The organism is Mesobacillus sp. LC4 (genome assembly GCF_053543455.1).
The window spans coordinates 272,443-285,112 of the sequence record NZ_JBGCUB010000003.1 but is presented as its reverse complement, the minus strand read 5'-3'; the positions used below and the strand labels follow the sequence as shown (position 1 = coordinate 285,112).

Here is a 12,670-nt window from a genome sequence, read left to right as displayed (position 1 = left end):
GAGAAGAAGTGAATATGATGCGATGGGGAACTAAATTTCCTAAAATAGGTAAAAAAATGATACTGTCAGTTATCATCTTATTTTTGGTTTGGAGTTTATATATGTTAAACGTTAGTAAGACGAATCCTACAGAGGACTTCGTCAAAAGATGGTTGACCAATCATAATGGCACTCTGTCAACCTATGCAAATGAGTCTGCAGTCCAGGATGCTGACCTTGTAAGCGGTAGAGAAGCACTATCCGAAAGTCTGGGAATCATGATGCAGTATGCAATTGAACGAGAGGATTTTATCTTATTTAAAAAACAGTATTCTATCCTTACCCGGTATTTCATGAATGATGAAGGTTTTATTCACTGGAAAACAATGAAAAATGGTACGCCAAACATTACCACAAATGCGACAGTTGATGACCTAAGAATCATTAATTGTTTAATCGATGCATACGAGCTGTGGGGCAATCAAGAGTATGTAAATGCAGGGAAAAAAATTTACTTGCAAATGGAATTAAATACTAAGGTGAAGAATCTGTTGGCAGATTATTATGATTATCAAACGAATTCCAAAAGTGACACAGTTACGATAGCTTATATTGACACGGAAGCATTAGCAAAGATAGATGAATACGGATTTTCAGACGAGAAAGTTTATCAGGAAATGATGCGTGTGCTGTCATATACGCCCTCTAGGAGCGGTTTCTTCGCAAAATCCTATAATGTAGAGCAGGAGTCTTATTTTTTTGATGATGAAGTCAATATGATTGATCAGCTGCTGATTGCCATTAATCGTTCTAAAATTGGTCAGCAAAATGAAGAATTCCTGGGATTGTTAAAAAAGAAATTCATAAGAGATGGCAAGATTTTTGGACGTTATTTCCGAGGCAGCTCTGAACCGGCCGTTACTTATGAGTCACCCGCGCTTTATGCACTGGCAATATTGCTTTCACTTGAAAATGGAGATCATGATTTTGCATTGTCCCTATATAAGAGGATGATAAAGTTTAAAGAAGAAAATCCTCTAAGCAGACATTACGGTGGTTATTCAGTGAATAAAGACGATGACACTCATATATTTGATAATTTGCTTCCGATGCTTGCTGAAAGTGTTTTGAGAAATCAAGGTTTTGTTAAATAAGTACTGTAAAATAAATCCTTTACAATTTTTTCTTATGCAGGTACAATATGAAAGTATTCAACTAACCTAAGGAGGCAGTCGAAATGATTAACACAACTAATGGAACAGCAACAACAATTTCATATGGTATACCTTCGGCCTGCCTGTATTGTGTGTAGTAGCGTTTATTTTTGTCTTGTTAAAATAACTGCGTAACCACGGACTGGGATGTCTGTGGTTTTTTTGTGCCTGGAAAGCGAATGTATGTTCTCTGGGTTTGAAGTGCTGTTTAATGCAAGCGTTTGTCAGGATTGAACAGGGAGTGTGCACTTTTCTTAATGAAAGGATGATTTAGATGATTACAGTTGAGAATTTGAAGAAGGAATATAAATTGGTGAAGCGTGATCCTGGTCTTAAGGGAGCAATCAAGTCGCTTTTTAACCGGAAGTATGAGACGAAGCATGCGGTGCAGGGGATTAATTTTACGATTGAGCAGGGGGAGACGGTTGGCTATATCGGTGCGAATGGTGCGGGGAAGTCGACGACGATCAAGATGCTGACGGGAATCCTGACACCGACGTCGGGTATGGTGACGGTGAATGGGCTGGTGCCATATGAAAACCGCCAGAAGAATGCGGTCAATATCGGGGCGGTCTTCGGGCAACGGACGCAGCTGTTCTGGGATATCCCGGTTCGTGAGTCTTATAATCTGTTAAAACATATTTACGAGATTCCGGAGCAGGAGTATCAGGAGACAGTCGAGATGTTCACTGAAGTACTGAACCTGGAGCCATTACTTGGCATTCCAGTCAGACAGCTTTCGCTTGGGCAAAAAATGCGCTGTGAACTGGCTGCAGCCTTCCTTCACAGACCTAAGGTTGTCTATTTGGATGAGCCGACAATCGGTCTTGATATTGCGGTGAAAGTAAAGATTCGTAAGTTTATCAAAGAAATGAATCAGCGCTGGGGCACAACAGTGCTGCTGACTACACATGACATGCAGGACATAGAGGAAATCTGCGACCGGATTATCATCATTGATGGTGGTACGATTTTATACGATGGTGGACTTGAGCAGATTAAAAAGCAATTCGGCCAACAAAGGGTAATCCATTTTGAACTGGCAGATAAAGAGAAGTTCACACTTCCTGCTTCACTTACTGATCACGTAGAAGTTTTACCGAATGAAGAAGAAACGAAGGTCAGCCTATCGTTTGACCATGAGACGGTTAAAAGCTCGTTCGTGATTTCGGAAATGATGAGCATGTATGAAATTGGCGATTTGAATATTGCGGACCCTAAGATCGAGACGATCGTCGAGGAGCTGTACAACAAGCAGGAACAGGGGGGAGAGCATGAAAAAGTATTGGCAAATAGCTAAAGGACGGATGCAGGAAAACACGGCCTATTCGGCCTGGTACTGGGCTGGAACCGTTTCGGCGGTGATGAGGCTGTTGATTATTTACTTCTTCTGGCAGGCTGTTTACGCGAACCAGACGACGATTGAAAACATCAATCTGGAAACAATGATTACGTATATCGTGATTGCGATGCTGCTTCAAGGTTTTGTCGGCGGTGTCGGGAATGAGCTTGCGGAAAATATCAAGGAGGGCCAGGTAGCGATTGAGCTGATGCGTCCTTACGATATGATTTTTAAAATGTTCGCAGTGGATATTGGAGAGAAAATCATGTACCTGATCCAGGGTACACTTCCAATGGTACTGATTGCTTACTTTTTTATGGATTTAAGCTTTCCAAAATCGCCCGAAACCATCTTGCTATTTATAGTGAGTGCGCTTGTTGGCATCTGGATTGGGACATTCTTCGATTTCCTTGTCGGTGTTCTTGCATTCTGGACCGTCAATGTATGGGGTGTACGAGTGCTGAAGGAATCATTGATCACCTTTTTCTCAGGGGCATTGGTACCAATCACACTTTTTCCGGATTGGCTTAGAACGATAACCGAATTCCTACCGTTCCAGGCGATGGTGTATCTGCCGGTTTCCATCTATTCCGGTCTGATTACCGGAACTGACGCTTATATGGCACTTGGAATCCAGTTATTCTGGCTCATTTCATTATATGTTTTGGTAAGGGTCATCTGGTCGCAGGCGATTAAACAGATTACGATTTTTGGAGGATAGGAGGCGATTTTATGCGTCGTTATACGAGATTATATTGGGAGTTTGCGAAGAGCCATATGAAGGTGATGATGGAGTACCGGATCGACTTTTTGATCGGTGTCGCCTCAGTTATGCTTGAGCAGTTTGCTTCAATCTTTTTTGTAAAAGTGGTGTTCGACCACATTGAGCAGATCAATGGCTGGTCGTTTTACGAGATATTGTTCATCTACGGCATCGCAGCAACGGGCCGTTCGATCCACCAGATTTTCTTTGATAATCTATGGACGCTTGGCTGGCAATATATCCGGCCAGGGAAGCTGGATCGCCTGCTGATCAGGCCGGTCAATCCGTTATTCCATGTCGTTGCGGACAGATTGCATCAGGACGGATTTGGCCAGCTGATCATTGGTTTAATCATCCTGGGAACAGCGATTCCACAGCTTGACCTAGTTTGGGGAGCAGCGGAAATCGTGATGCTGGTTGTCATGATTATCTCATCAGGATTGATTTTTGTGGCGATTAACTTATTTTTTGCGACGTTCAGCTTCTGGATGATCGACAGCCTGCCGATTGTATGGGCAGTCTTCAACCTGAGTGACTTTGCGAGATACCCGCTGACCATCTATCACAAAGGAATCCGCATGTTTCTGACATGGATCATTCCATACGGTTTCACGGCATTCTATCCGGCAGCCTATTTTATCGACAAGTCCGGCTACAAGGAATTCGCGCTCTGGACCCCTGTTGCAGCGATTGTTTGCTGCGGGCTTGCCTACGCATTTTGGAACAGAGGCTTGAAGGCTTTCGCGAGTACGGGCAGTTAATCTAAAAGCAACCCGGCGAATATTTTGAATTATCGGATAATATATTCATTTTCGGATTGCCCAATAGGACTTCCGTCGGGTAAGATGGAAATAAATAGATTGATAGAGGTGGAGAAGATGTTGGAAACTAAGTCGGTCAGAGAAATATGGCAGGAAATCGAGAGGGTCATGACAGAAAGGCCTGAGCCGATTCAAGGCATGAATACGGTCTATCAATATGACATCACGGGAGATGACACCGGGACATTCCAGCTGTTGATCACAAATGGAACTGCCCGGGTAGTTGAAGGAACAGAAGCAACACCAGACTGCACCCTGACGCTGTCAGATAAAAACTTCAAGAAGATGATCATGGGCAAGTTAAACGGAACAGCCGCCTTCATGACAGGAAAGCTGAAAGTCCATGGCAGCATGGGACTCGCACTCAAACTCGAAGGAATCCTCAACGAATACAACCTAAGCGAAACAGTATAAAAAAATGGATCAGGCATCTAATCGCCTGGTCCATTTTTGATTCCATAAAAAATTCCTTTCCATCCATAAAAAAGATTTATTAAAAATTCGTTGCGTGATGAGACAAAATGTAACAAGAACTGACACATCCTGATATAATAAGGCTATCAAGTTTTCAGATTTAAGGAGATTCCGTATGGAACCATTCAAAAAAAATTCGGTCTTAGTATATGAAGAAGTAAAAGCGGTTAAGTTCTTTTTGTGGACTTTTTATATAATCCTTTTCCCATATGATATTATTTACTATTTTATAGTTCCTTATTTAAATAAAGAAGCAATGGGCTTACCTGATGGCGGACTAGGTTTTTTCTTTCATATTTTATTATTCTTACTTATTCCAGTAGGTATTTTACTAATAAGACGTGGAGAGCCCGAAAAAGTTAAGTATTTCTACTTTCTAGCTTTTGTACTGATAGATTCTATTAATAATTTCATGATTTATTGGGGAACAGACCATGAGTTTAAAAGCGGCCATGTTCTGGAAATCTACTTTATTTTGTTCTCGCCGATATTCGTTAACAAGCGATTCTTTTGGGCTATGACGTTAGGCTTTTTTATAAAATATTCGTTATTCGGGATCATCTTCCAAGCACCTAAAGTTTTATTCCCTATGGGGTTGATTATTTTTATTGCTATTATATCCTGGATTCTTCTTACACGTTTCCAATCATATATTAATGCCATCTCTACAATGTATAATGATTTGAGGCAGAAAGAAAAATTAGCAGTAATCGGGCAAATGGCAGCAGCGATTGCCCATGAAATAAAGAATCCGCTCTCAGCGCTGAAGGGCTTTACACAGTTGCAACAAGAGAAAGATAAAGGCGATGATCATTATTATCCTATAATGCTAAATGAGATAGATAGGATTAATGCAATCGTAAATGATCTATTAATCTTAGGAAAACCTAACACAGCTGTTAAGACGGAAAAAAGCCTTAAAGAAATAATCGAGTACGTCTTGTCTGTAATTGATCCACATGCTCAAAGAAAAGATGTAACAATAAACTTGGATATAAAAGGTTCAACTGTTCTTGTATGTGATGAAAATCAGTTAAAACAAGTTTTTATCAATTTAATCAAGAATGCAATGGAAGCTATGCCACATGGAGGTACCGTTGTAATCAAAACAAAACAAGCAGACAATCGAGTTGAAGTTTCGGTTAAAGATGATGGCTGTGGCATTGATCCAGATAAACTGGCTAAGCTTGGAGAACCATTTTATACGACCAAGAATAATGGTAATGGATTAGGGTTAATGGTAACTAAGAAAATCATTGAAGAACATAATGGCAGTTTAGCTATTGAAAGTGAGCCTGGCAAAGGAACAACTGTGACAATAATACTTCCGGCTACCCCAGATTGTGGCTAAATCATGAAAAGATATCCATTAAATAAACCAAAAGGACTATTTTATTAAATAGTCCTTTTGGTTTATAATGAAACAAATGTCGATATTTGACGATGGTTTTATAGGTCTTTATATTCATTTGTGATTGCGTTTATTATTACTATTAAACTATCTGATTTTTTGGCGATAAGAATGGAAAAGAAGGTTTTACGCTTTAAGTGAAATTGCGAGGTACATATATGCAGACAAATTTTAAGGATCCTTCGTTAAATCATGAAGAAAAAAGAGCTATAAAATGGTTTTTGACATTATTTTATGGACTATTTATTGCTTTTGATGTCTTCTATTTTTATATTTACCCAAAACAAATTTTGCAACAGGACATTGAATTTTTTGGGATTTATAGATATTACTATTATTTCTTGATTCTTCTGCTGCTTCCGGTTGTTGTATTTTTGGCCAAAAAAACTAAATTGCCAATGCTCAAGTATTTTTTTGTTATTTCTTATTTGGTTTTAACAGTCCTATATGATTCTTTTACGTATTATGGAAGTGGTTATGAGTATAAAAGTGGTAATGTAGTTGAAGTTTTTCTCATTCTGTTCGCTCCTATCTTTGTGAGTTCTTTATTTTACTGGACAGTGTCTTTAGGAATTATTTTAAAATATGCTTTTATCGGACTCTTCCTTAAAACTACGGGTGTATTGTTTCCAATAGCTCTTATTGTAGCCCTTTCTTTAATAGGATTCATTATTTTAAAAAGATTTCAGGGATATATAAGTGCAATCAGAACTTCTTATGACAATCAGTTATCCGGCATTGTTAAAGGGGTCATTGCAACACTGGAGCTTAAAGACCCATATACTAGAGGGCATAGTGAAAGAGTGGCTTATTATGCACACTCATTAGCAACAGCGACTGGGGCATTTTCACAAGAGGAACTTCGCTCTTTTTCACATGCGTGTTTATTGCATGATATCGGAAAAGTGAATATACCTGATTCAATACTAATTAAACCTGGGAAACTATCCAAAGAAGAATATGAAGTCATTAAAACGCACCCTGAAGTAGGTGCAGGAGCAATTGCAAAAGTAAATGGCCTTGGTGATAGCATAGAAATTATCAGATCTCATCATGAAAGATGGGATGGAAAGGGCTATCCCGATCAGCTTAAGGGTGAGCAGATTTCATTCTCTGCAAGAATAGTATCCATCGCAGATGCTTTTGATGCTATGACTTCCTCAAGGTCGTATAGGTCGGCGATGCCTGTTGAAGAGGCATACAAAAGAGTTATTGAAGGTCAGGGTACACAATTTGACCCTGACCTTGTGGAACTATTTAAAGAGGTGTTCCCAGAATGGGTTAACTTCCATAATAAATATGAATGGTCAAAGGGTCTTCCTGTTCACTCAAACATTAGTTGAAAGGAGGTGACATCATGAAAATACGCAAATTAAAGAGGATCAAAACGACTTGCTGGTGGTGTGCTTTATTTCCACGTTGATGTTCGAGGATCATCGCTTATTTTGCCTGAGATTAGGGTGGTAATATGAATGTATCCTACGAATCAGTCGTTACTCTTTATCCTCTGAAAATACGAAAAGATAAAAAATACTACATAGTTGAGGATGAGGCTACCGGCGAATTTTATGAAATGTCAGAGGTTTGTATCACGGCAATCAAGTTACTTCTACAAAAAAAGACGCTAACTGAAATTGAAAAGTCTTTAGTGTCTGACTATCCCGGTGAAGAAATTAATTTAATAGACTTTGTAAATCAATTACTAAAACTGGAGTTGGTTAGTGCAATTGATGGTGAAGCAATCCATGGGATACGTTTAGTCAAGAATCATTCCGGCTTCTCGTGGATTCCAAAAGTAGTTGGCCACTTTTTCTTTAACAGCAAAAGTTCAAAGCTGTATTTATTTGTGCTCATAGCAATCGTAGGTCTGTTTTTATTTAACCCAGAGCTATTCCCACGCTATTCGGATCTGTTTGCGTTTGACCTAATGGTACAAAATATGGTGGCCTTACTGTTAATCAGCTTCTTGCTTGTAATCCTCCACGAATTTGGCCATGTGCTTGCGGTCCGATCTGAGGGTTTGCCAGCAAAAATAGAAGTGGGGAACCGTCTGTTTTTCGTTGTGTTGGAGACGGATATGTCCCAAGTTTGGAAATTGCCGGCTGAAAAGCGCAATAAATTATTTCTTGCTGGGATGTATTTTGATATCTTGGTATTGTTTCTGGCATTGGCTGCTCAGGTTTTGGTGAGTGAAGAAACTATCATAACGGGTCTTCTAAAATTGATTGTACTGAACACTTTCATCCGCCTCATCTTTCAAGCTGCCGTATTCATGAAAACGGATCTCTACTATGTCCTTGAAAACAAAACCGGCTGCTACAATCTAATGGAAAATGGGCGGAACTTCTTAGCGGAGTGGCTGCCTTTTCTGAGAGTGCCAGAAACGGAAACATTCGACGGGGAAGAGAGGATTGTCCGCAGGTACGCCTATTTCTATCTTGCAGGCATCCTGCTCACCTTTGCCATCACCGCTTCCTACTACATTCCACAAATGGTGTTCGCTGTGAATGACATCATGCTGCCGGGATTCTTGGAACCAATCAGCAGCATTCGTTTTTGGGATTCGGTTGTCTTTTTGCTGCAAATTGTTTTGGTTTTAGGATTATTGCTATATTCTTGGTCAAAGAAATATCGTTTTAGCAGTTAAAAAGACAGCCGAGTGGCTGTCTTTTAATTTTTAATAAGATTTCACGTAATCGATTAAAATCTCTTTATACTTTTCAAGTGATTCCAGCTCGACAAATTCGTCATCGCCATGCCAGTTTGCTCCGCTGGGGCCGAACTCGATTGCCGGGATTCCATGTGCTGCATAATACTGGGTGTCGGCTGCTCCGTGCTGGCCGAACATCACTGCTTCACCAGCAACATGCTTTTCTAAAACTGGTTTCAACTGAGTGATAAATGAATCATCTCGCTTTGTCGCCACAGGGATTCCTTTAAGGCTGACGGTAACTTTACCATCTGAGATGCTTTCAATTTGCTGCACAATCACATCGGCGTCCTGTCCAGGAAGGTAGCGGATATCCAGGGACATGACACAGTGATCAGGAACCTTGTTAAAAACTTCACCGCCCGAGATGATCGCTAGATTAATAGAGGGTGACCGATAGAACTCTGAGCTTTCTTTTGTAAAAGGCAACTCTAGCAGCTTTTCATAAATTTGATAGGCTTTGACAATCGCATTTTCGCCTTCCCAAGGCCTGCTGCCGTGAGCGGACTTTCCGGTGACCTCGACTTCGATTCTCAAAACACCCTTTGCCTGCAGGGCGATTCCTAGCTGGGTCGGTTCAGAGGCAATCACAAAGTCACCGCGATAACCATTTTCCACAAGATAACCAGTACAATTCATCCCGCCAATTTCTTCGTCGGAAACGATCTGCAGCTGGATTTTCACCCCAATTTTTTGATTGTGTAATTCTTTCATCGCAACCATCATCGCTGCAACGCCCGCTTTCATATCAGCCGCGCCTCTGGCATAGATCCGGTCATTTTTTTCAACAGGGACGAATTGTTCCTTTTTCCCGCTAACAACGTCTACATGGCCATTCCAAACGATTGTTTTATCCCCCTCGCCAATCTCGCAGACTAGCATTTTGTATCCATTATTTTCAATCAAACTAGGCTGCAATTCATGCTCAATAAGCCACTGTTTGCAAAACTCAACCGCTTGATTGGCCCCTTCCTTTGTGGAGCTGTCAATCAAGAGCAATTCTTTCAATAATTCCTTCATCGTACATGCACTCCTTGAAAAGGTTCTACAATACATTACCACTAGCAATCGAGTTCAATCATTAATGTAAATAGTACCAATCAAATTTATTAAGCACATCATTATTTTAAAAAAATCACTATAATTTGCTAGTTCCTTCGAATCAAATTTAGAGACCCGAAGAAATTTTCCCAATAGAAAGATTTATTAAAATAGTTTTAAATACCCTTATTTTTGAGATAAAAACAGGATGATAGACTCAGTTTATTTTTAATAAAGGGTGTTTTTGTTAAAAAGAGGGTGATTTTATAGGAAAATATTATTATATTATAAAAATTTACAATATTTAAAAACCTTGCTACAATTCCAATCAGAGTCTTCAGAAAATATGAAAATTCGAAACTTAGAATATAGCAGGGGGTTATCTTTTTGAAGAAGAAAAGTTCTTTAAAGGTTCTTTCTAGCGTGGCAGCTAGTGCTGTCTTCGCATCAACATTGTTTGCTGGATCATTTGCAGGTTCTCCAGTAGCAACTAAATCTGTGGAAGCTGCAACAGCACCGGTATCAGCGCCAATCGACCTGAACATCGTTGACCAGGATCGCCTGGCAAAAGCATTGCAGGAGCGCGGCCTGATTTCGAAAGGTGCTTCACAGGCAGAAGTCAACAAAGCGGTAACAGACTATATTAAGAAGAAGCAGGGTACTAAAGCGGGAAAGGCTGACAAGCATGCTGCTGAAGATGAAATGACCAAGAAGTCCAAGGACTTTTTGACAAAGCAGAAGGACAAGCTGACAAAGCAGCTTGAAAAAGGCCATGACAATTATAAAAAAGGCAAGCCAACAGGTTACGCGAAAGTGGATCCTGCGAAACAGGCTCCTTACAATGGCGAAGTCAGGGAGGACAAAGTTCTTGTTCTTTTAGCTGAATTCGCAGACTTCAAGCACAATAACATCGAACAAGAAGAAGGCTATATGTACTCAGATGACTTCAGCCGCGAGCACTACGAAAAAATGCTTTTCGGTGATGAAGAGTTCACATTATTCAATGGTGAAAAGGTCCAGACGTTCAAGCAGTACTATGAAGAGCAGTCTGGCGGAAGCTATACAGTTGACGGTCATGTAACAGACTGGGTGACAGTACCTGGAAATGCTGCTGACTATGGTGACGATAGTCCAGAAGGCGGCCATGATAACAATGGTGAAGATGGACCACGTAACTTTGTAAAAGATGCATTGAAAGCAGCGGTTGAAGGCGGACTTGATCTATCTGAGTTCGACCAATTCGATCTTTATGACCTGGATGGTGACGGCAACCAAAATGAGCCGGACGGACTTGTTGACCACTTGATGGTCCTTCATGCTGGTGTCGGCCAGGAAGCTGGCGGCGGAGCACTTGGTGACGATGCAATCTGGTCACACCGTTGGGTATTGAATGGAGTTCATAGAGTTCCTGGCACTGAAGGAACTGCTCAAGTACCATACTGGGGCGGATCGATGGCTGCATACGATTACACAATCGAGCCTGAAGATGGAGCGGTTGGTGTATTCGCACACGAATTCGGACATGACCTAGGTCTTCCAGATGAGTATGACACACAGTACACTGGACAAGGTGAGCCTGTTGCATCATGGTCAATCATGAGCGGCGGCAGCTGGAACGGAGCAGTAGCAGGAACAGAGCCTACAAGCTTCTCTCCACAGAACAAAGAGTACTTCCAAAAGATCATGGGCGGCAATTGGGCTAACATTACGGAAGTTAACTACGACGAAATTGATGAAAATGGTTTGACAGCAGTCATCGACCAGAGTGTCACGAAGTCAAAGAATAACGGCATTGTAAAAGTGAACCTACCATCTAAAAAGGTAGAAGGCATCAAGCCAGCTTTCGGTGAAAAATATTACTACAGCACAAAAGGCGATGACCTGCACACTGCATTGGAAACACCTGTGTTCGACCTGACAGCTGCAACAGAAGCGGTTTTCAATTACAAAACATTGTTTGAAGTTGAGTACGATTATGACTATGTATTTGTAAATGCAGTAACAGAAGATGGCACAGAAGTTGAGCTAGACGTTATTGGTGATGAAAACACGGCTGGCGGCATGGAAACAACTCAAGGCGAATGGAAAGATAAGTCTTATGACTTAAGCCAGTTCGCAGGCCAGAAAGTGAAGCTTGTGTTTGAATATGTAACAGACGGAGGTCTTGCACCGGAAGGTTTCGCAATGGACAACCTTAGCCTGACTGTTGACGGCACAGAAGTATTTGCTGATGATGCAGAAGGTACTCAGCAAGTGACTCTTGATGGATTCATCTCAACAAACGGTCTGTTCGATAAAGACCACTACTACTACCTTGAGTGGAGAAACTACGCTGGCGCTGACAAAGGATTGATTGAAGGCCGCGGCGTGAAGTACAACACTGGTTTAGTTGTTTGGTACGGTGACGACAGCTTCACTGATAACTGGGTAGGTGTTCACCCAGGTGAAGGCTTCATCGGTGTTGTTGACTCTCACCCAGAAGCAATCGTTGGTAAGCTTAATGGACAAGATTCTACAACTAGTAGCACACGTTATCAAATCGCTGACGCGGCATTCTCACTTGATAAGGCACCGGAATGGTATGTAGATTCTCCTTCACGCGGAATCTTTGACTACGAAGGACTTCCAGGTGTGACGACATTTGATGACTCTAAAAAGTACATCAACGAATTGATTCCGGATGCAGGCAAAAAACTGCCTAACTACGGATTGAAGTTCCAGGTCATTGGTGAAGCAAAGGATAACTCTGCTGGCGCAGTTTGGATTCGTAAATAAGTTTGAATTAAGAGACATCGGGCGGTAACTCGCCCGGTGTCTTTTTGTGAATTGGAAAAAAACCTGCAAAATTTCCAAGTCGCCAATAAAAGGGTGATTTTCGCCAATAAAATTGTGAAATTCGCCAATAAAAATAGAAA

General features: G+C 41.0%; 10 protein-coding genes. 9 read left to right on the top strand and 1 reads right to left on the bottom strand.

Features of this window, described 5'->3' with window-relative positions; all coding sequences use genetic code 11:
* Positions 1–101: 101 nt before the first annotated feature.
* The 8 genes from AB5I83_RS12270 (at position 102) to AB5I83_RS12235 (ending at position 8,651) form a co-directional block, all read left to right on the top strand.
* Positions 102–1,133 (top strand): glycosyl hydrolase, encoded by a 1,032-nt coding sequence (locus tag AB5I83_RS12270; protein ID WP_448975709.1) that lies wholly within the window; start codon positions 102–104, stop codon positions 1,131–1,133.
* A 334-nt stretch (positions 1,134–1,467) separates the two neighbouring features.
* Positions 1,468–2,493 (top strand): ABC transporter ATP-binding protein, encoded by a 1,026-nt coding sequence (locus AB5I83_RS12265; RefSeq protein WP_448975707.1) that lies wholly within the window; start codon positions 1,468–1,470, stop codon positions 2,491–2,493.
* On the top strand, positions 2,468–3,256 hold the full coding sequence (locus tag AB5I83_RS12260; RefSeq protein ID WP_448975706.1) for an ABC transporter permease: 789 nt from the start codon (positions 2,468–2,470) through the stop codon (positions 3,254–3,256). The genes AB5I83_RS12265 and AB5I83_RS12260 overlap by 26 nt, the downstream gene beginning before the upstream one ends.
* An 11-nt stretch (positions 3,257–3,267) precedes the next feature.
* Positions 3,268–4,059 (top strand): ABC transporter permease, encoded by a 792-nt coding sequence (locus tag AB5I83_RS12255; RefSeq protein ID WP_448975704.1) that lies wholly within the window; start codon positions 3,268–3,270, stop codon positions 4,057–4,059.
* Positions 4,060–4,176: 117 nt separating this feature from the next.
* A complete protein-coding gene (locus AB5I83_RS12250) occupies positions 4,177–4,533 on the top strand; it encodes an SCP2 sterol-binding domain-containing protein (protein ID WP_448975702.1) in 357 nt (118 codons plus the stop codon).
* A gap of 175 nt (positions 4,534–4,708) precedes the next feature.
* The gene (locus AB5I83_RS12245) at positions 4,709–5,944 is read left to right on the top strand and encodes an ATP-binding protein (protein ID WP_448975700.1); all 1,236 of its coding nucleotides are present in this window, start codon (positions 4,709–4,711) and stop codon (positions 5,942–5,944) included.
* Between the two features lie 218 nt (positions 5,945–6,162).
* A complete protein-coding gene (locus AB5I83_RS12240) occupies positions 6,163–7,347 on the top strand; it encodes an HD-GYP domain-containing protein (protein ID WP_448975698.1) in 1,185 nt (394 codons plus the stop codon).
* Positions 7,348–7,472: 125 nt separating this feature from the next.
* Entirely contained in the window at positions 7,473–8,651 is a 1,179-nt protein-coding gene (locus AB5I83_RS12235) for a hypothetical protein (protein ID WP_448975696.1), read from the top strand.
* Positions 8,652–8,681: 30 nt separating this feature from the next.
* Here AB5I83_RS12235 and AB5I83_RS12230 read toward each other — a convergent pair whose 3' ends face one another.
* Positions 8,682–9,734, bottom strand: coding sequence for a M20 family metallopeptidase (locus AB5I83_RS12230; RefSeq protein WP_448975694.1), 1,053 nt, complete (start codon positions 9,732–9,734; stop codon positions 8,682–8,684).
* A 408-nt stretch (positions 9,735–10,142) separates the two neighbouring features.
* Between AB5I83_RS12230 and AB5I83_RS12225 the strand changes: the two genes are divergently transcribed.
* On the top strand, positions 10,143–12,530 hold the full coding sequence (locus tag AB5I83_RS12225; RefSeq protein WP_448975692.1) for an immune inhibitor A domain-containing protein: 2,388 nt from the start codon (positions 10,143–10,145) through the stop codon (positions 12,528–12,530).
* Positions 12,531–12,670: the final 140 nt, after the last annotated feature.

What these genes read in the sequence shown, in the direction of transcription:
- AB5I83_RS12270 (WP_448975709.1), top strand. Translation starts at nt 102, where the DNA reads ATGTTAAACGTTAGTAAGACGAATCCTACAGAGGACTTCGTCAAAAGA.
- AB5I83_RS12265 (WP_448975707.1), top strand. Translation starts at nt 1,468, where the DNA reads ATGATTACAGTTGAGAATTTGAAGAAGGAATATAAATTGGTGAAGCGT.
- AB5I83_RS12260 (WP_448975706.1), top strand. Translation starts at nt 2,468, where the DNA reads ATGAAAAAGTATTGGCAAATAGCTAAAGGACGGATGCAGGAAAACACG.
- AB5I83_RS12255 (WP_448975704.1), top strand. Translation starts at nt 3,268, where the DNA reads ATGCGTCGTTATACGAGATTATATTGGGAGTTTGCGAAGAGCCATATG.
- AB5I83_RS12250 (WP_448975702.1), top strand. Translation starts at nt 4,177, where the DNA reads ATGTTGGAAACTAAGTCGGTCAGAGAAATATGGCAGGAAATCGAGAGG.
- AB5I83_RS12245 (WP_448975700.1), top strand. Translation starts at nt 4,709, where the DNA reads ATGGAACCATTCAAAAAAAATTCGGTCTTAGTATATGAAGAAGTAAAA.
- AB5I83_RS12240 (WP_448975698.1), top strand. Translation starts at nt 6,163, where the DNA reads ATGCAGACAAATTTTAAGGATCCTTCGTTAAATCATGAAGAAAAAAGA.
- AB5I83_RS12235 (WP_448975696.1), top strand. Translation starts at nt 7,473, where the DNA reads ATGAATGTATCCTACGAATCAGTCGTTACTCTTTATCCTCTGAAAATA.
- AB5I83_RS12230 (WP_448975694.1), bottom strand. Translation starts at nt 9,734, where the DNA reads ATGAAGGAATTATTGAAAGAATTGCTCTTGATTGACAGCTCCACAAAG.